We start from the raw sequence: 18,081 nt of genomic DNA, 5'->3' as shown, positions 1-18,081 counted from the left end.
CTCGGCAGTGGCCCAGGCACGGAAGGTCCCTGTCTCCGCGCCCCCGGCACCAGCAACTACAGCCATATGCAAGGAAGTTGATGTGCGAAGCTGTCGCCAGTAGCTCGCGGGCGAGAGGCCGTGGCGATCGTCGAGAGGAGCCCAGCGTGAGGCAGGACGGCTTCAGTGCCGAAGGCATGGACACCAGCAGGCCGCACCCTGCGCGGATCTACGACTACCTGCTGGGCGGCAAGGACAACTACGAGGTGGACCAACAGGCCGCCGACGAACTCGCCGCAGCGGCACCCGAGGTCCGGATCGGCGTGCGGGCCAACCGCGCCTTCCTGCAGCGCGCCGTCCGTTACGTCGTCGGCAGTGGCGTCCGCCAGATCCTCGACGTCGGCGCCGGGCTGCCCACCGCGCCGAACGTGCACGAGACCGCCCAGAAGGTGGCCCCGGACGTGCGCATCGCGTACGTGGACAACGATCCGCTCGTCAAGGCGCACGCCGACGCGCTGCTCGGCCGCTCCGGCGCCAACAGCACCGTGCTCGGTGACGTGCGCGACCCCCGGGCCGTCGTGGATCACCCCGACGTCCGCCGAGTCATCGACTTCGACGAGCCGGTCGCCCTGCTCCTCGCCGCCGTCCTCCACTTCCTCACCGACGCGGAGAAGCCCGCTCAGGTCGTCGCCACCCTGCGCGACGCGCTGCCGGCCGGCAGCTTCCTGGTGCTCTCGCACGCGACGGGCGACTTCGCTGATCGCAGCAGGGCCCAGGCCGTCTACAACAAGGCCACCGCCACGCTGAACCTGCGGTCCCGCGCCGAGGTCGAGCGGTTCCTCGACGGCTTCGAACCGGTCGAGCCCGGCCTGGCCCAGGTGCCGTTCTGGCGCCCCGACACCCCGCCGCCGACAGGATCCGGCGAGATCGGCTTCTACGGGGCCGTGGCGCGCAAGACCGGCTGAACCGCCGGTCGGCTGCTTGCCCCGCGAGCGGAGCACGGCGCCGTGCTCCGCTCAAGCGCATATCCGCAGCTGCGGGTTCGGAAATTTGCGCAGTGTGTGGTCATGGCAGTACGGGTGGAAAGTAGTACGCGCTGTGCCCGGATCCGAGCATCGTGCTACGATTGATCACAGTTGCAGTTGTGGTTCCCGTTGACTTCAAGTGCCTTAGACGAATTCATTTCGTCGGGCATTTTTGTATTTCCGGTGTTGTTTGCCGGACGGGGTTCATCGCAGCGACGCGGGGGTTCACACAGTGCGAACCCCTGGGCATGGCCTCGAAGGAGATTTGACATGGCTACCGGTACGGTTAAGTGGTTCAACGCGGAAAAGGGTTTCGGTTTCATTGAGCAGGACGGCGGCGGCCCGGACGTCTTCGCCCACTACTCGAACATCGCCGCCCAGGGCTTCCGCGAGCTCCAGGAAGGCCAGAAGGTGAACTTCGACATCACGCAGGGCCAGAAGGGCCCCCAGGCGGAGAACATCACTCCCGCCTGACGCTGACGCGTCTGAGACAGCTGGGACCCACACCTTGCGGTGGGGTCCCAGCTTGTTGCTTTTGCAGGGTTTGCTCGATGTGCGGTGATGACGCACCCGCGCTCCTGTGATCCAGCCGGTCTCCCGTTCCGGCGGATTCGATGAATTCCGGTTATCGGATTCCGGTGACTGTTCTTTACCGAGCCGGTTCGACCGGCTTCTTTTATTTGGACTTACATTCGGCTCGTTCTTGCAATTCGTACGGCTTATTTCTGCCGGGAATTCCTCGATGCGTGCCATATCGAGGAAGGTTCTCCATGAACCGCTCAGCGCGCACGAACGACCGTTTCTCCAACTCCCGCAAGGATGGCTACGCCGGTTCCGACCGCGGGGCCCGCTTCCGTCCGCAGGGCCAGGATCGCCCCGGCGCCCGCTCAGGCGGCAACGGCCGCCGTCCGGCCGCGCCGCAGGGCGAGTTCGCGCTGCCGGACACCATCACCCCCGGCCTTCCCGCGGTCGCGTCCTTCGCTGAACTGGACCTCCCCGTCGAGCTGCTCGAGACGCTCACCAGCCTCGGCGTGAACGAACCGTTCCCGATCCAGGCCGCCACCCTTCCCAACTCCCTCGCGGGCCGCGATGTCCTGGGCCGCGGGCGCACCGGATCGGGCAAGACGCTCGCCTTCGGCCTGGCGCTCCTGGTGCGTACGGCCGGGCAGCGTGCCGAGTCCAAGAAGCCGCTGGCCCTGGTCCTGGTTCCCACCCGCGAGCTCGCGCAGCAGGTCACCGATGCGCTCACCCCGTACGCCAAACTGCTGAAGCTTCGGCTGGCCACCGTGGTCGGCGGCATGTCGATCGGCAGGCAGGCCAGTGCACTGCGCGCCGGGGCGGAGGTCGTCGTCGCGACTCCCGGGCGCCTCATGGACCTCATCGAGCGCAAGGACTGCCGCCTGGACCGGGTGAGCATCACCGTCCTGGACGAGGCCGACCAGATGGCCGACATGGGGTTCATGCCGCAGGTCACCGCGCTTCTCGACCAGGTACGCCCCGAAGGCCAGCGCATGCTGTTCTCGGCCACCCTGGACCGCAACATCGACCTCCTGGTCCGTCGCTACCTTCACGACCCGGTGGTCCACTCGGTCGATCGGTCGGAGGGCGCGGTCACCACGATGGAACATCACGTGCTGCATGTGCACGGCGCCGACAAGTTCGCCACCGCCACCGAGATCGCCGCCCGCGACGGACGCGTGCTGATGTTCCTGGACACCAAGCACGCCGTCGACCAGTTCACCAAGCACCTGATGAGCAGCGGCGTAAAGGCCGCGGCGCTGCACGGCGGCAAGTCGCAGCCCCAGCGCACCCGCACCCTAGCCCAGTTCAAGACCGGACACGTCACGGTGCTGGTCGCCACCAACGTCGCCGCCCGGGGCATCCACATCGACGACCTCGACCTCGTCGTCAACGTCGACCCGCCCAGCGACCACAAGGACTACCTGCACCGCGGCGGCCGTACGGCGCGCGCCGGTGAGTCCGGCAGCGTCGTCACCCTGGTCCTGCCCAACCAGCGCCGTGACATGACCCGCGTGATGTCCGACGCCGGCATCAGGCCGCAGGTCACCCAGGTCCGCTCCGGCGAGGCCGAGTTGAGCCGCATCACCGGTGCTCAGGCCCCCTCCGGTGTTCCCATCGCAGGCAGCGCTCCGGTCACTGAGCGCCCCAAGCGCGGCGGAGCCCCCTTCCGCGGCATGGGCACCCGCCCGGGTCGGGCCGGCCGCGTCAGCGGTGAGTCCCGCAGGTCCGCCGAGGCCCGCCAGACGGCCGAGGCACGAAAGGCAGCCCGGGTCCGCCGTGGCGCATAGTCCGAGCGTGGGATGACAGCCCTCGTCGACACCGGCAGCCTCACCGCACCTCGCTGATCGGCGATGCCCTCGGAACCGGCCTCGTACGTCGAGCGAGGTCGGTTGCTGACGTCTCACCGACCGGCAGCTCACGGCGGGCGCGGGTGTCGGGTCGATGCCGTGGCGCACGCGCGCCGGAGCGTGGGGAAGGCTCTCGCGTACGAGCCGTGCTCCCGTGCTCCCTGATCGCGCCGCCGGCTCTGCGCCACACCGGGCTGCTCCACGACCGCCGACGACGGGGGTGTCATGCACTTCGTGGAGGGGCGGGCCGAGCGGCGGACGGCCAACGCCGTCTTGAGTTCCGGCGTCAACCGTCCGAAATGGCAATGCCCCGATCCGGTCACTGATCCCCTGCGAGCGAATCGAACGGGACCGCACTCACGGTTTCGCTAGAGCCACTTGATCCCTGCATCGCCGCCTCGAACTTCCGTCCGAGAGTTCGCCCGTGAATACCCGTTACGAGTCCTTGATCAGCCCCGTTGGTCGGTCGCTTGTCCGTATCACCGTGAACTCAGGAGGATTCGTGAATCCCGTCCCCGCCCCTGCTGCCGTTCACCCCGCGTTCGACCACCGGCCCATGCCGTCTACCCGCGTCGGGCACGGTGTTGACGCCGCCGACGCCGTCCGGCTCCCCTCGTCACGCGCGGCACAGCGGTGGGCCGCATGAGCACTCCGAAGCCGCTCCCGCCCGTCCTGTCGGCGTGGGCCGAGGATGTCGTCGGCCCGGTCCAGGCCGTGCGGGACGTGTCGCACGACCGCCCCAACTCCCGGGTGTGGCAGCTGACATGCGGCACAGGCCGGGTATTTCTGAAGATGGCACCGACACCGACGTTCTACGTCCGCGAAACCCGCGCCTACCGGGAAGCCGCACCCGCGCTGGAGACCGGGACGGTGCCGCGCCTGCTGGAGACGCACGCGCAGCAGCAGTCACTGCTGATGACCCAAGTCCCCGGTCGGAACGTGCAGACGCTTGCACTCGCCCCGGCCCAGCAGCGCGCGGTGCACCGGCAGGCGGGCAGGTGGCTTCGGCGTTTCCACGGCAGCCACGGTGATCTGACGCCGACGGACCACGCCGACGCGGTGTCCGAGGTCGCCCGCGCGGTGCGGGGAGCCGAGGCGCATCTGGAGAGCGCCGGAGACCTGATCGGCAAGGAAGGACAGGAGATCGTACGACAGCACGCCACCGAGCTCGCGCGGCTCGGCCCTCTGCCCGGCGGATACGCGCACGGAGACTTCCAGGAACGCAACTGGCTGCTCGACACAGCGACGGGCACGTTGGCAGTGGTGGATCTGGAGCGGGCGCGGCCGCACGCCGCGGTCGTCGACTTCGTCCGCCTTGCCTGCGGGCCCTGGGTCGGCAGGCCCGACCTGCGGGAGGCGTTCTGTGACGGCTACGGCCGCACTCTGACATCCGTCGAAGAGACCGCGCTGCGCTGCCTGACCGCGCTCGACGCCGCGAGTGCCATCTCCTGGGGTGTGCCCCACCACGACCGCGAGATCGTTGAACGCGGCTACGCGGCTCTGGCCCGGCTCGGGAAAGCGGGCGCCGCGTGAAACGGGATCTCGTACCGCCGCAGGGTGCGCCCTCCGGTGCCGGATCAGCCGGCCGCGGCACGGCAGCGGCCTTACCGCCTCCGCCGCCCGCGGAGATCCGCTATGCCGGCCGGCACGCGAAGAACCCGCTGGACGAGGCGGCGTTCAGCAAGATGTGTGCCCGCTTGCCGCGAGTACTGAAGCAGACTGCGCGCCTTGCATGGGCCATCGACCGGCGGGCCGTCCTCCTGTTGCTCGGCTGTCAGTTGCTGACCGGCGCCGCAGCGGCCGTCCTGCTGACCTCCACCACGCGCGCCATGCGTCCGATCCTGGCCGACGGCGCGGTCTCCGAGCGGCTGCAACAGGCGCTGCCCGCCCTGCTGGTGATCGCCGGCGCGGCGGCCGCGGGACGGGTGGCGAGCGCGGTCGCGTCGTACGCCGATGGGCGGATCACCCCGCGCCTGACCACCGCCTCCGACAGCGCCCTGGTCGAGGCTGTGTGCCGGATTGAGGCCGCCGCGCGCGGCGAGGACGGGATCTCCGACCGTCAGGAGGCCGCCGAAATGGGAGTGGTCCGCAGCCATGTGATGGTGCAGGACGCCACCCGGCTCACCTCCGCCCTGGTACGCATGGTCACCGCCAGCGGGGTGCTGTCCATCCTGCATCCGCTGATGCTGCCGCTGCTCCTGCTGGCCGTGGTCCCGGCCGGAATCGGGGCCGTCCTCCATGCCCGCGTCACCTACGAAACCCACTACGCCAACGTGGGCGACCGCAACGTCCGCCAGATGATGCGCTGGTGGGCGACCAGCTCCAAGTACACCGACGAGATCCGCGCCAACGGCATGACCGGATACCTGCTCTTCTGGTACCGGGCGATCTCCGAACGCATGGACACACGGACACTGCGGGCGGCGCCGAGAATGCTGCGGATCGTGCTGGCCAGCTCGACGATCGGCGGCATCTTCCTGGTCGGCACCTGGGCGGCACTCGCGTGGCTGGCCGCCACCGGGCGGATCGAGCCCGCCATCGCCGCGACCGCGGTGGTCGCCGTACAGACCACACTCGCCGCCCTGAGCCAACTTGTCATCTATGGGGCGGCGATGTTCCACACCTCCCTCTACCTCGCCGACATGGACGGCTTCCTCGCCCACGCCGCCGAACGAGCCCCTCACCGCGGCAAACGGACGGTCACCGGACCGCTGGAGGAGATCCGTCTCGACGAGGTCGTCTACCGGTATCCGGGCAAGAGCAGCCCGGCCCTCGACGGCATCTCCCTGACTTTACGCAGGGGCGAGATCTGGGCCGTCGTCGGGGAGAACGGATCCGGCAAGTCCACCCTCACCCGGCTGCTGGCGGGGATCTTCCTGTCCGACACCGGTCGCGTCACCTGGAACGGCATCGACATCACCGACCTCGACCCCGACCATGCGTGGCAGCGGTGCGGCCTGGTCCCGCAGAACTTCGCCCAATGGCCGCTGCGGGTACGGGAGAACGTCACGCTCGGGCAGCCGCACACGCCCGACGATCACCCGGTCTGGGAGGCGTTGGACGCGGTCGGTATGAGGGAGCACGTCGAGGAGCTTCCGCACGGGCTGGACACGCTGCTGGCCAGAGAGCTGTTCGGCGGGACCGAGCTGTCCGGCGGTCAGTGGCAGCGCCTGGCGTGCTCGCGCGCTCTGTACAGGCGGCCGGACCTGCTGATCCTGGACGAACCGACCTCCCAGATGGACGCCCGCGGCGAACACGCCATCCTGGAAGAGATCAAAGCGATCGCCGCCGACCGCATCACGATCGTGGTGACGCACCAGCTGACCAACACGAAAATCGCGGACCGGATCCTCGTGATGGAACACGGCCGGATCACCGAGCAGGGCTCGTACGACGAACTCGCCGACGCGGACGGCCTGTTCAGGGAACTCCTCACCCTTTCTCAGGACCGCTGACTGCAAGGTCCGCGGTTCCGTACTCCGTACCGGCCAGGGAACGGCGGTACGGAGTACGGAGGGTGATGGAGCGTCAGCAGGTACGCCCGACGTAGTGGGCGCCCTGGATCCTGTCGGCCGAGCCCAGCCAGGACGTGCCGGGGCCGACGCACCGCTCGTAGTCGGATGCCCGGGCGACCTCAACCTTGATGACGACCCGCGAACCGTCGGAGGTGCAGTGGTTGTAGAAGGCGTCGGAGCCGGTCTCGTAGAAACCGCATGGGTCGGCGGCCGCAGTGGTCGCGGCGGCTCCCACCGCGCCGAATGAGGTGAGCACGAGTGCGGCGGAACCGAGGGCGCTGGTCACCATACGACGAACACGCAAAAGAAACTCCTTGGTCAATGGAGGGAACGGGCCTGGAAGGGCATCTGTCTGCCGATCGGCTGGATACCCGCTCCATGATCACCGCGCCGACCGGCGCAGTTGGTCGAATGTCATGCCATTCACCTGGCGAATCGATTTACCGCTACATCAATCGGATGGTCCTGCGCCCGCCTGAAACGGAGTTGCTCGCCATGAAGTACACGCGGGAGAGCGAGCGGAACACGCACTACGCGGAGGAAGGGGAGCCCGGTGAACGCTGACGAGACTGTTGGTAGTCCCGCGTATTGGAAGTTGCGGAATGCCTCAGCCCGACGCGGAGAGCTGGGCCAGCAGTTGCATGATCTGGGTGTCGCCGCCCCATTTATCCTTCTGCTGAGCTTCGCTGAGGCGTTGGCTGAGGTCACTGGCCTTGTCGGCGGCCTCGTTGGTCTTGCCCTCCTGGACCTTCTTCTCGATCTCGGCGGCCCTCTTCTGCGATTCCCGGTACAGGGCCGGGTCCATGTTCCCGGACTGGGCGGCGATGGCAGCGGTCAGCTCGCTGCTGAGCGTGGTGGGGTTCGGGGCCGAGACGGGCTCGACGGTCGCGCTGGCGGTGGGGCTGGCCGAGGTGGCGGGCGGTGGCGAGGACGGCTCTTCCGACTGTGTGGTGGCGGAGGAGACGGAGGGCGTGGCGGAGGATGCCGCGGTGGTGTCACCGTCGTCGTCAGTGCCCACGAGCAGGAGGAGAACGGTGAGCAGTCCGGCGCCGGCGACGAGCAGGGCGCCGACGGCGATGGGCAGGCGCCGGTCGCGCTGGGACGGTCGGCCGCGAGACGAGGACCGCGCTCCGACCGGTGCCGGGGTGTCGGCTATCGGGGGCAGTGGTGCGGTGGCATCGCTGATGGGCGGGAGCACCTGGGTGGCGGCTGCGGCGGGTGCCTCGGCGGTGGCCTGGAGTTGGCGGGCGACGTCGGTGGCGTCGTAGGGGCGGTCGGCGGGGTCCTTGGCCAGCAGGGCGTGGACCAGGGCCGACAGCTGCGGCGGAGCGTCCGGGCGAATGGTGTCGAGCTGGTGGGGGGTCTCGTGGACATGGCGGTAGAGGACCTGCGCGGCGTCCGCACAGGCGAAGGGCGGCTGCCCGGCGAGGGTTTCGTACAGCACGCAGCCCAGGGCGTAGAGGTCGGCGGCCGGGCCCGCCGGGTGGCGCAGCGCCTGCTCGGGCGCGATGTAGGCGGGGGTGCCCAGCATAGGCGCGTCGTACTGGCCGGCGGTGGCCGTGGCGTGGTCGGTGAGCTGGGCGATGCCGAAGTCGACGACCTTGAGCATGCCGTCGTCCGTGACGAGCAGGTTGGCGGGCTTGATGTCGCAGTGCTGCACCCCGGCGGCGTGTGCGGCGGCCAGGGCGCGCGCGGCCTGCGCGCCAAGATCGGCGGCCCGCTGCCAGGCCAGGCGGCCCTCGGCCGCCAGCAGGTCGGCCAGGCTGCGGCCGTTAACCAGCTCCATCACCAGGAACGGGCGGCCGTCGGCGGTGTGCCCGAAGTCGTACAGGGCGGCGATATTGGCATGGGTGAGCCGCGCCGCGGCGTGCGCCTCCTGCATGATCAGTTGTACGGCGGTGGTGTCGCCGGCGGGCGCGGCCAGCAGCTTCACCGCCACGGCCCGGCCCAGCGCGGTGTCCCAGGCCCGCCAGACCTGGCCCATCGCGCCGCTGCCGAGCGGCTCCGTCAGGCTGTACCGGTCAGCCAGCAACTCGCCTTGCATATCCCATCCCCATCACGTGCCCGCCCAGAGGCCCACACTCTAGGCACGTGTGGCCGCCCTCGCGCCCAGGGGGCCGGGGTGCGGAGCTCTGGCAGTAGCGGGTGTTCCCGGCCGGCGCCGGCCAGCTGCTCACCGTCGGCTGACTTCTGCGGCGTAGTCGGCGCCGAAGCCCTGGCTTTCGCGGGTCCAGCTGTCCCCTGGTGTCCTGCACGGTTAGCCAGATGAGCAGGTGCACGGCCGGCTCATCCGGACTCACCGTCGGCCGGAAGCGCCGGTCGTCATGCGGTACTGACGCGGTGCTTGGCCAGGCAGGTCAGGCAGCCGGTGTGTCCAGGGGGCGCAGCTCGTCCGCGTACGAGACGGAGATCCGGCGCATCAGGCCGTCGTCGGTGATGTCGTACTGGCCGAGGCGCCACAGGGGCGGCGAATACGCGTGAACGGAGACCGCGTCGTCGGTGGCGCCCGTGAGGCGGTGGATGTGCTCGGGGCCGAAGCAGAAGGAGTTGCCCGCGCCGACGGTGACGGACAGATGGCTGCCGCCGATGCGTGGGTTGGACTCGTTCAGCCCACCCTGGACGACGGCGACCGCCCCGGAGGAGATGTCGTGGTCGTGCCAGCCGGTGTCGTTCTGCCGGGTCCAGCACAGGAGCCAGACGTCGACGTACTCGTCGCGGTACAGCGACGCGTAGTGCCGCTCCTCGTCGGAGAACGCGACCTGTTCGCGCCAGAGGTCGGGGCGGGCGGCGAGGTCGTCGACGAGCGCCTGGAGTTCGCGCTTGTCGAGGGTGCGGTCCGGCAGGGCCTGATACGTCATGGGGTGGCTCCCTTCAGCAACCTGGCTGGGTTGACGGTGCGCAGGGCGTGGACGGCGGCGTCCGCGCCGAGGTCGGGGATGGTGAGGGGCGCGTAGGGGCGGTCGCTGCCGCTGACGATCACGTCGATTCCGACGGCCCTGACGAGCGCGTCCACGCCGCGCGTTCCGTAGGACGAGGTTTCGTAGAAGGCGTCGAAGTCGATCTCGCCGCGCCCTCCGCCGCGGGCCGCGTGGCGCTCGCCGTGCAGCGGGGCCAGGCCGGCGAGGGCGGCGAAGCAGACGCGCAGGCGCGGGTGCCGGGCGCGGCCGAAGGCGCGGAAGGCGAACCAGGACGCGTGCATCTGCTGGAGGTAGGGGACCAGCGCCGGCCACCAGGGCGGGGCGCCGGGGGCGGGCGGGGCGGCACCGGGGTGGATGAAGAGCGGCTTGTCGTGGTGGGTGAGGACGTCGAGGAGAGGCGCGCAGCGGTCCCAGCCGGCTGCTTCCAGCAGTGCGGTGGCGGGGAGTTGGAGGCCCTGGCAGCCGCGGCGGAGTTCCCGTTCGACCGCTTCGGGAGCAGGCGATGACAGGCACACCGAGGCCCAGACCCCGAACGGCGCGGGGAGCGCTAGAGCGCCGTCGTGGAAGGCGGCAAGTAGCTGTGCGGCCTCGGCGGGTGGCAGGTGTTCGACGCCGAGGGGGCTGGACAGCGAGACCAGGGCCAGGTCGAGGCCGTCGGCGCGGGCGAGCCCGACGCGGGCCGCGATGTCGTGGTCGGCCGGGTCGACCTCGTACGGCGGCTCGCCCGCGAGGTGCAGGGTCCAGCCGTCGAGGTGGGGTGGTGCCGTACGGGCGCGCAGCAGCTCGATGAACTCGGGCGGCCAGATGTGCTGGTGGACGTCGGTGAGCACACGGCAGTCCTTGGGGGAGTCCTCGGGGAGGAGTGGTTCGAACAGGAGGTTAACCGCTTCACTTATGCGCTTAACTTAAGCGCTTAACAATGCGGAGTGTCAAGGGTGCGCTGCAGTGGGGACGGGTCCCGGTAGGCTTCCCGGTATGGCCAGGCCCAATAAGCGCACCACCCTTCGGGAGGTGGCCGAGGCCACCGGCCTCTCCACCGCAGCCGTCTCCTATGCCCTGCGCGGCAAGCACGTCTCGAAGGAGACCGAGGAGCGGGTACGCAGGGCCGCCGCCGAGCTCGGCTACGAGGCCGACCCCATCGCCCGCGCACTCGCCAGCGGCCGCACCAGCATGGTCGGCGTCCTCGCGGGCGACCTACAGGACCTGTGGCAGCAGCAGTTGATGGCGGCCATAGGCCGGGAACTGCTGGCGGGCGACCGCTACGCCCTCATTCTGGACGCGGGCGGCGATCCCGACCGCGAGCTGGTGCTTGCCAAGCAACTGTGCGACCAGCGCGTCGACGCGCTGCTGGTGTCGCCCGTGAACCCTGCGGCCGAGGGCTGGGCGGCGATCGCCGACGCGCTGCCGGTGGTGGCCGTCGGGGACTCGCTCAGTGCGGCCCGTACGGCCGGAGAGGTCATCTTCGACAACAGGGCCGGCATCGACGCCGTACTGGAGTACCTGCACGGTCTCGGCCACCGCCGGGTGACCGTTCTGACCCCGACCCGGCCGAGCACGCCCGACCGGCCTGCCGACGTGTATGCGCGCGAGGCCGCCGAGCGGCTCGGGCTGAAGGCCGAACTGGTGCCCTGCCCCCAGGAGTTGGGCGAGGCGACGGCGGTCGCGCGACGCCTGCTGGAGGGCCCGCGACCCGCGACGGCTGTCTTCTGCTTCTCCGACTCCCTGGCGTACGGCGTGTACGCAGCCGCGGCCGAGGCCTCGCTCGAAGTCGGCCGGGACGTCTCCGTCGTCGGCTTCGACGATCACCCGGTGTCCCGTGTGCTCACCCCACCGCTGACCACGGTGGACTGGGGGCTGGCAGGGATAGCAGATGAGGCGGCCCGGCTGATCGTCGCCGCGATCGAGGGAAAGCGGGTGCGGAGGAAGCGGATTCTCTGCGCGCCGCGGATGAGTGAGCGAGGGTCGGCGGTGCGGGTGCAGGGGGTCTGACCTCAGGGCGCTTGCGACATGAGCCGGGCAGGTGTGGATCCCCGTGAGCTGGTCGGTTCAGGCGTCCAGGCGTCGTTTGGCGAGCCAGGTGACGATCTCCGGGTCGTGGTGGCCGAAGAACAGTGACGTTCCGCCGTCGAGGGTGGCGATCCGGGCCATCTGCTCGTCGGTGAGCACGAAGTCGAAGATGTCGAAGTTCTCCGCCATGCGCTCAGGCCGGACCGACTTGGGGATCGCGACGATGCCGCGCTGGGTCAGCCAGCGCAGCACCACCTGCGCCACGGACTTGCCGTACTGCCGGCCGATCTCGCTGAGCAGCGGCTGGGTGAAGAGGTCGTTCTTGCCTTCGGCGAAGCCGCCCCAGGACTGGATCTGCACCCCGTGCTCGCGCATGAGGTCCTGGTAGTCGGCGCGTTGGAAGAACGGGTGGGTCTCGATCTGGTTGACCGCGGGCGTGATGTCGTTGTTGACGATCAGGTCGATCAGCCGGTCGGGGTAGAAGTTGGCGACGCCGATCGCCTTGGCGAGCCCTTCGCGGTTGAGGGCCTCCATGGCGCGCCACTGCCCGTACACGTCGCCGAATGGTTGATGCATCAGATACAGGTCGAGGTAGTCGAGGCCGAGCTTGTCCAGCGACGTCTCGAAGGCGCGCTTGGCGTTGTCCTCGGCGGGTGCGTCCTGGATCCACAGCTTGGTGGTGATGAACAGTTCCTCGCGCGGGATGCCACTCTTCTTGACCGCCCGGCCGACGGCCTCCTCGTTGCCGTACGCCGCCGCGGTGTCGAGCAGGCGGTATCCGGCGGCGAGGGCGTCGGTTACCGCCTGCTCGGTGTCCTCCGGCGGGATCTGGTAGACGCCGAAGCCGAGGGTCGGCATCTCGGTGCCGGTGTTCAGGGTGACGTGCTGCATGGGGGTCCTTTCGGTGGTGCCGCTTGTGCGTGGGGCGGTCAGAAGGTGATGAGGGCTTTGAGGACGTGGCGGTCCGCCATGGCCCGGTAGGCATCGGGGGTGCGGTCGAGCGGGAAGTGCTGGTCGAAGACACGGCCAGGGGTGATCGTGCCGTCCAGGACGTCCGGCAGCAGCTCGTGGATGTAGGCGCGGGCCGGGCTGGCACCGCCGGTGAGGGTGATGTTGCGCATGAACGGGGAGGGGCCGAGGGGGCCGTCCTCGTACTGCGGGACGCCCAGGCGGCTGACGGTCCCGCCGTCGACGACCGCCCCCAGAGCGGTCTCGAGCGTTTCGCGCGTGCCGACGGCCTCGATGACCTTGTCGACGCCGTCGCCGTCGGTCAGGTCGCGCACGCGCGCGACGCCTTCGCCGCCGCGTTCGGGGACGACGTCGTCGGCACCGAAATCGCGGCCGAGGTCGGTGCGGGCGGTGTGGCGGCCCATGAGGATGACGCGCTCGGCCCCCAAGCGCTTGGCGGCGATCACCGCGCACAGGCCGACCGCGCCGTCCCCGACGACCAGCACCGCATCCCCTGGGCCGACGCCGGCCGTGACGGCACCGTGGTGGCCGGTGGTCATCACGTCCGACAAGGACAGCAGGGAGGGCAGCAGTGCCGAGTCGGCGGCGACGGGCAGTTTGACCAGTGTGCCGTCGGCGTGCGGGACGCGTACGGCCTCGCCCTGGCCGCCGTCGACACCGTCGAAGCCGTACCGGCCGCCGTGCCGACAGGAGATCTGGAGGCCCTTGGCGCAGTAGTCGCAGGTGTTGTCGCAGTACGTGAACGGGGCGACTACCAGGTCACCGGCCTTGAGACCTGTCACGTCGGCGCCGGTCTCCTCGACCACGCCGAGGAACTCGTGACCCATCGGTCGGCCGGTCGCAGCGGTGGGCATCGACTTGTAGGGCCACAGGTCGCTGCCGCACACGCAGGACAGGACCGTGCGTACGACGGCGTCGGTGGGCTGCTGGATCTTCGGGTCGGGACGGTCCTCGATCCGGACGTCTCCGGCTCCGTACATCACTGCTGCACGCATGAGGGAAGTGCTCCTTGGAAGTGGGGGAGGGGCGCCGCTGAGCGCGGGTCAGCGTTCGAGCATCTGCCGGCCGGCCTCCGTGTGGGTGTCGCCGGCGGCCGGCGGGAGGGCGCTGAGCTTCGCGAGCTGCCCGGCGGTCAGTTCGATGGCATCAGCAGCGGTGTTCTCCTCGACCCGGTGAACACGCTTGGTGCCGGGGATGGGCGCGATGTCGTCACCCTGGTCCAGCAGCCAGGCAAGCGCGACCTGCGCGGGCGTGGCACCGGCCTCGTCGGCGACGGCCTGGACCTCGTCGGCGAGGCGCAGGTTGCGCTGGAAGTTCTCACCGGTGAAGCGCGGGTTGCCGTGCCGGAAGTCGCCCTCCTTGAAGCCGTCCGCGGAGCGGATCTGGCCGGTGAGGAAGCCGCGACCGAGCGGTGAGAAAGGCACCAGACCGATGCCCAGCTCGCGAAGGACGGGCAGGATGCGGTCCTCGATGCCGCGGGTCCACAGCGAGTACTCGGACTGCACGGCGGTGACCGGCTGGACGGCGTGCGCGCGGCGGATGGTGTCCGGGCCGGCCTCGGACAGGCCGAACGCACGTACCTTGCCCTCGGCGATCAGTTCGGCCACCGCGTCGGCGGTCTCCTCGATGGGCGTGTTCGGGTCGACGCGGTGCTGGTAGTAGAGATCGATGTGATCGGTGGCCAGCCGCTTGAGCGAGCCCTCGACAGCGGTACGGATGTTGGCCGGGCTGCTGTCCACGTTCCAGGCGCCCTGCCCGGCATGGGAGACAAGGCCGAACTTCGTCGCCAGGACCACGTGGTCGCGACGGCCCTTCAGGGCTCGGCCGAGCAGCTCCTCGTTGGTGTAGGGGCCGTAGATCTCGGCGGTGTCGATGAAGGTGACCCCCAGTTCCAGCGCCCGGTGCAGGGTCCGGACGGACTCCGCCTCGTCGGTCCCGGAGTCGGTGTATCCGTGGGACATGCCCATTGCGCCGAGCCCGATCCTGGAAACCTCCAGGTCACGCAGCTTGATGTAGTGCATTTCTCATCTCCGGATTCTTGCCGACCGGTCATTCCACTGTGGCCCGCTTGTCCTGGAGGCGCCTGCTCGGGCAGTCGGCCGGGCCGGACGGTAGCCGATTCGTATGCCCATGAGCGGAAGGTGCCGGTATCTCGTCCCTCCACCTTCGCGTGGTTTCCGCCGGTGTGGCAGGGCGGGCTCTTCGGGGGTAATGACAGGGCCCCCCACCGCGCTGCACCGCAGGTCAGTGCAGTGTGACACTGAAACCATGGCATCCGAGGGCACTCCCACCGGCCGTGGCGCGAACAGCGAGGGCGCGGAGCTGGGCCGGTTCCTGCGCGCCCGGCGTACGCAGACCCGCCCGGAGCAGGTTGGTCTCACGGTCGGCGCCGGGCTGCGCCGCACCCCGGGGCTGCGCCGGGAGGAGCTGGCGACCCTGGCCGGGATCAGCATCGACTACTACGTGCGCCTGGAGCGAGGCAAGGAGACCCGGCCCAGCCCCTCCGTCCTCGACGCGCTCGCCCGTGCCCTGCACCTGGGCGACCAGGAGCACCAGCATCTGCGCGAACTGGCCGCCCGCGCCGCCCGGTACGCCCCCGAGCCGCCGCCCGCACCGAGCCGTACGGTGCGTCCGCACCTGAAGCTGCTGCTGGAGTCGATGCGCCCGAACCCCGCCTATGTCATCAGCCGCAGCATGGACATGCTGGCCTGGAACCCGGGCGGTCTCGCCGTGTACGCGGAGTTGGAGGACTGGCCCGTCAAGCAGCGCAACCTCGCCCGCTACCTCTTCCTCCACCCGGCCGCCCGCACCCTGTTCCACGACTGGGACCGCCAGATCACCAGCTGTGTCGCCCGACTGCGCGCCACGGCCGGTACGGCACCGGACGCCCCCGACCTGACCAACCTGGTCGGTGAACTCCTCCTCAAGAGCCCCGACTTCGCCGGCCTCTGGGAACGCTACGAGGTCACCGGCCGCAAGCCCATGCAGAAGACCTTCCACCACCCCCACGTCGGAACGATCACCCTTACGTCCCAGTCCCTGCAGGTGGAAGGCACACCCGGCCAGCGGATCGGCGTCTACACAGCCGAACCCGGCACCCCCGACCACGACGCCCTCCTCCTGCTCGACATGACCGCGCCCCAGCCCGGTCCGCGCAGTGTTGCGCCGAACCAGGGATCGCCCCGCGCGCAGTCCTGACAGCACGATCGGCCGGGGTAGGGGCTCGGGGCGGGAGATGTCTCCGACGAGGGTCGGCGGGCGTGCGCAGGGGGTGCCGCGGGCGGTGGTGCACCCCCCTCGGACACGTGAACGCAGGCCGCCTGCAACGGAGTTGGCGTCTCCATCAAGCAACGCCCTGATCTCCGCCCGGAGTTCATGGTGCAGCACTCTGGTCGTAGCAGATCAAGCTGGGCTACCGTCGGTAACACCCTGCCGTCGCAGTGGCAACTTGCGTGTCCTCCGCCCCTCCGCACGTCTTCGGAAGGCAGCCCATGCAGAAGCAGCCAGCCCCGGCCGGGATCACCCGCCGCCACGCCCTCACCGTGACCGGCGGAATGGTCGCCGCGGCGACCATCGCTCAGTCGATGCCCGCCTTCGCCGCCGAGTCGCAGGAGGCGGACGCGATCGTCGTCGGCCACGGGCTCGCCGGTCTTGTCGCCACGGCCGAACTGGCCGCGGCCGGACGAAAAGTGCTGCTCCTGGACCAGGAACCCGAGGCGAGCCTGGGCGGCCAGGCGTTCTGGTCCTTCGGGGGCCTGTTCCTCGTCAACTCCGACGAGCAGCGGCTGATGGGAGTCAAGGACACCCACGACCTCGCCTGGCAGGACTGGCTCGGCACAGCCGGCTTCGACCGGGGCCTCGACGATCCCTCCGGCCAGGACCACTGGGCCTACAAGTGGGCCGAGTCGTATGTGGACTTCGCGTCCGGCGAGAAGCGGTCCTGGCTCGCGGGGCTCGGGGTGCAGTGGTTCCCGATCGTCGGCTGGGCCGAGCGCGGCGGCGGGCTTGCGGACGGGCCCGGCAACTCGGTCCCCCGCTTCCACGTCACCTGGGGCACGGGCCCGGCCGTGGTCGAGCCGTTCGAGAAGAAGGTGCGGGCCGGGGTCGCGGACGGCAAGGTCACCTTCAAGTTCCGCCACCGCGTCGACGGCATCGTGACGACGGGCGGCGCCGTCACCGGCGTACGCGGCGCGATCCTGGAGCCGAGCAATGCCTCGCGCGGCAAGCCCAGTTCGCGCACCGAGGCCGGCGAGTTCGAACTCCATGCCCCGGTCGTGATCGTCACCTCGGGCGGGATCGGCGCCAACCACGACCTCGTACGGCAGAACTGGCCCGCCCGACTCGGCACCCCGCCCAAGTCCATGATCACCGGCGTGCCGGCGCACGTCGACGGGCGGATGCTCGCGATCACCGAGAAGGCGGGCGGCCGGATCGTCAACCCCGACCGGATGTGGCACTACACCGAGGGCCTGCGCAACTACGACCCGATCTGGCCGGGCCACGGCATCCGCATCCTGCCCGGCCCGTCCTCCATGTGGTTCGACGCCACCGGCAGACGCTTCAACTCGCCCGACATCCCCGGCTACGACACCCTCCACACCCTGAAGTCGATCACCGACACCGGCTACGACTACTCCTGGTTCGTCACCACGCAGAAGATCCTCGCGAAGGAGTTCGCGCTCTCCGGCTCCGAGCAGAACCCGGACCTGACGGAGAAGAACATCTGGATGCTGCTCTCCCGCATCTGGCAGACCCCGGAACCGATCGAGAAGTTCAAGAAGAACGGGGTCGACTTCGTCGTCGAGACCACGCTGTCCGAACTCGTCAGGGGCATGAACAAGCTCACCGGCGACAGCCTGATCCAGCTGGAGGACCTCAAGCGCCAGATCGACGCGCGGGACCGGGAGATCGACAACCCCTACACCAAGGACGTCCAGGTGATGGGGATCCGCAACGCGCTGGCCTATCCCGGGGACACGCTCAGCCGCACGGCCTCGGCCCACAAGATCATGGACTCCAGTGCCGGTCCGCTCATCGCCGTCCGCCTCAACATCCTCACCCGCAAAACCCTCGGCGGGCTCCAGACCGACCTGTCAGGCCGCGTCCTCAACGCCTCGGGCGACCCGGTCCCCGGCCTGTACGCGGCCGGCGAGGTCGCCGGCTTCGGAGGTGGCGGTGTCCACGGGTACCGCTCTCTGGAGGGCACCTTCCTCGGCGGCTGCCTGTTCTCAGGCCGCCAGGCGGGCCGGGCGGCGGTCGCGGCGACCGCTACCTGAAGCTCCGTCTCCGGCGACGCCAC

16 protein-coding genes are annotated in these 18,081 nt (G+C 69.8%); 9 read left to right on the top strand and 7 right to left on the bottom strand.

Annotated features, from left to right (window positions below; translation table 11 throughout):
- Positions 1–146: 146 nt before the first annotated feature.
- The 5 genes from OG219_RS02485 (at position 147) to OG219_RS02465 (ending at position 6,828) form a co-directional block, all read left to right on the top strand.
- Positions 147–944, top strand: a complete 798-nt coding sequence (locus OG219_RS02485; RefSeq protein ID WP_266822365.1) for an SAM-dependent methyltransferase — start codon at positions 147–149, stop codon at positions 942–944.
- 330 nt (positions 945–1,274) lie between these two features.
- Positions 1,275–1,478 (top strand): cold-shock protein, encoded by a 204-nt coding sequence (locus OG219_RS02480; RefSeq protein ID WP_126388790.1) that lies wholly within the window; start codon positions 1,275–1,277, stop codon positions 1,476–1,478.
- Positions 1,479–1,774: 296 nt separating this feature from the next.
- Positions 1,775–3,313: a DEAD/DEAH box helicase gene (locus tag OG219_RS02475; RefSeq protein ID WP_266822361.1), complete on the top strand. Its 1,539-nt coding sequence runs from the start codon at positions 1,775–1,777 to the stop codon at positions 3,311–3,313.
- Positions 3,314–4,015: 702 nt separating this feature from the next.
- Complete coding sequence (locus tag OG219_RS02470) at positions 4,016–4,906, top strand: aminoglycoside phosphotransferase family protein (protein WP_266822359.1); 891 nt, start codon at positions 4,016–4,018, stop codon at positions 4,904–4,906.
- Between the two features lie 95 nt (positions 4,907–5,001).
- Entirely contained in the window at positions 5,002–6,828 is a 1,827-nt protein-coding gene (locus tag OG219_RS02465) for an ATP-binding cassette domain-containing protein (RefSeq protein ID WP_266835972.1), read from the top strand.
- 73 nt (positions 6,829–6,901) lie between these two features.
- Here OG219_RS02465 and OG219_RS02460 read toward each other — a convergent pair whose 3' ends face one another.
- A complete protein-coding gene (locus OG219_RS02460; protein ID WP_266822357.1) occupies positions 6,902–7,192 on the bottom strand; it encodes a DUF6355 family natural product biosynthesis protein in 291 nt (96 codons plus the stop codon).
- Positions 7,193–7,209: 17 nt separating this feature from the next.
- Here OG219_RS02460 and OG219_RS02455 point away from each other — a divergent pair, with 17 nt between their 5' ends.
- Positions 7,210–7,452 (top strand): hypothetical protein, encoded by a 243-nt coding sequence (locus OG219_RS02455; protein WP_266822355.1) that lies wholly within the window; start codon positions 7,210–7,212, stop codon positions 7,450–7,452.
- 43 nt (positions 7,453–7,495) lie between these two features.
- Here OG219_RS02455 and OG219_RS02450 read toward each other — a convergent pair whose 3' ends face one another.
- The 3 genes from OG219_RS02450 to OG219_RS02440 all read right to left on the bottom strand — a co-directional run bounded on the left by OG219_RS02450 (position 7,496) and on the right by OG219_RS02440 (position 10,636).
- Positions 7,496–8,920: a serine/threonine-protein kinase gene (locus tag OG219_RS02450; protein WP_266822354.1), complete on the bottom strand. Its 1,425-nt coding sequence runs from the start codon at positions 8,918–8,920 to the stop codon at positions 7,496–7,498.
- Between the two features lie 325 nt (positions 8,921–9,245).
- Positions 9,246–9,746: a cysteine dioxygenase family protein gene (locus OG219_RS02445; protein WP_266822353.1), complete on the bottom strand. Its 501-nt coding sequence runs from the start codon at positions 9,744–9,746 to the stop codon at positions 9,246–9,248.
- The gene (locus tag OG219_RS02440; RefSeq protein WP_266822351.1) at positions 9,743–10,636 is read right to left on the bottom strand and encodes an amidohydrolase; all 894 of its coding nucleotides are present in this window, start codon (positions 10,634–10,636) and stop codon (positions 9,743–9,745) included. The genes OG219_RS02445 and OG219_RS02440 overlap by 4 nt, the downstream gene beginning before the upstream one ends.
- A gap of 145 nt (positions 10,637–10,781) precedes the next feature.
- Between OG219_RS02440 and OG219_RS02435 the strand changes: the two genes are divergently transcribed.
- Positions 10,782–11,795, top strand: coding sequence for a LacI family DNA-binding transcriptional regulator (locus tag OG219_RS02435; protein WP_266822349.1), 1,014 nt, complete (start codon positions 10,782–10,784; stop codon positions 11,793–11,795).
- Positions 11,796–11,852: 57 nt separating this feature from the next.
- Here the strand turns inward: OG219_RS02435 and OG219_RS02430 are convergent, their stop codons facing one another.
- From OG219_RS02430 to OG219_RS02420, 3 genes are read right to left on the bottom strand one after another with little or no spacing between them, the layout of a single operon-like run.
- On the bottom strand, positions 11,853–12,704 hold the full coding sequence (locus tag OG219_RS02430; protein WP_266822347.1) for an aldo/keto reductase: 852 nt from the start codon (positions 12,702–12,704) through the stop codon (positions 11,853–11,855).
- Positions 12,705–12,742: 38 nt separating this feature from the next.
- Positions 12,743–13,777, bottom strand: coding sequence for an alcohol dehydrogenase catalytic domain-containing protein (locus OG219_RS02425; RefSeq protein WP_266822345.1), 1,035 nt, complete (start codon positions 13,775–13,777; stop codon positions 12,743–12,745).
- 48 nt (positions 13,778–13,825) lie between these two features.
- Positions 13,826–14,803 (bottom strand): aldo/keto reductase, encoded by a 978-nt coding sequence (locus OG219_RS02420; RefSeq protein ID WP_266822343.1) that lies wholly within the window; start codon positions 14,801–14,803, stop codon positions 13,826–13,828.
- A 247-nt stretch (positions 14,804–15,050) separates the two neighbouring features.
- On the opposite strand from OG219_RS02420, the gene OG219_RS02415 reads away from it, so the two are divergent.
- Both OG219_RS02415 and OG219_RS02410 read left to right on the top strand, forming a co-directional pair.
- Entirely contained in the window at positions 15,051–15,980 is a 930-nt protein-coding gene (locus OG219_RS02415; protein ID WP_266822341.1) for a helix-turn-helix transcriptional regulator, read from the top strand.
- Positions 15,981–16,273: 293 nt separating this feature from the next.
- On the top strand, positions 16,274–18,058 hold the full coding sequence (locus OG219_RS02410; RefSeq protein WP_266822339.1) for an FAD-binding dehydrogenase: 1,785 nt from the start codon (positions 16,274–16,276) through the stop codon (positions 18,056–18,058).
- Positions 18,059–18,081: the final 23 nt, after the last annotated feature.

The sequence above is a fragment of the Streptomyces sp. NBC_00038 genome, from assembly GCF_026343635.1.
In the GTDB taxonomy this organism is placed as follows: domain Bacteria; phylum Actinomycetota; class Actinomycetes; order Streptomycetales; family Streptomycetaceae; genus Streptomyces.
This window is presented reverse-complemented; position numbering and strand designations above follow the sequence as displayed.

What these genes read in the sequence shown, in the direction of transcription:
- OG219_RS02480 (WP_126388790.1), top strand. Translation starts at nt 1,275, where the DNA reads ATGGCTACCGGTACGGTTAAGTGGTTCAACGCGGAAAAGGGTTTCGGT.
- OG219_RS02415 (WP_266822341.1), top strand. Translation starts at nt 15,051, where the DNA reads ATGGCATCCGAGGGCACTCCCACCGGCCGTGGCGCGAACAGCGAGGGC.
- OG219_RS02475 (WP_266822361.1), top strand. Translation starts at nt 1,775, where the DNA reads ATGAACCGCTCAGCGCGCACGAACGACCGTTTCTCCAACTCCCGCAAG.
- OG219_RS02445 (WP_266822353.1), bottom strand. Translation starts at nt 9,746, where the DNA reads ATGACGTATCAGGCCCTGCCGGACCGCACCCTCGACAAGCGCGAACTC.
- OG219_RS02430 (WP_266822347.1), bottom strand. Translation starts at nt 12,704, where the DNA reads ATGCAGCACGTCACCCTGAACACCGGCACCGAGATGCCGACCCTCGGC.
- OG219_RS02435 (WP_266822349.1), top strand. Translation starts at nt 10,782, where the DNA reads ATGGCCAGGCCCAATAAGCGCACCACCCTTCGGGAGGTGGCCGAGGCC.
- OG219_RS02470 (WP_266822359.1), top strand. Translation starts at nt 4,016, where the DNA reads ATGAGCACTCCGAAGCCGCTCCCGCCCGTCCTGTCGGCGTGGGCCGAG.
- OG219_RS02420 (WP_266822343.1), bottom strand. Translation starts at nt 14,803, where the DNA reads ATGCACTACATCAAGCTGCGTGACCTGGAGGTTTCCAGGATCGGGCTC.
- OG219_RS02455 (WP_266822355.1), top strand. Translation starts at nt 7,210, where the DNA reads ATGGAGGGAACGGGCCTGGAAGGGCATCTGTCTGCCGATCGGCTGGAT.
- OG219_RS02410 (WP_266822339.1), top strand. Translation starts at nt 16,274, where the DNA reads ATGCAGAAGCAGCCAGCCCCGGCCGGGATCACCCGCCGCCACGCCCTC.
- OG219_RS02425 (WP_266822345.1), bottom strand. Translation starts at nt 13,777, where the DNA reads ATGCGTGCAGCAGTGATGTACGGAGCCGGAGACGTCCGGATCGAGGAC.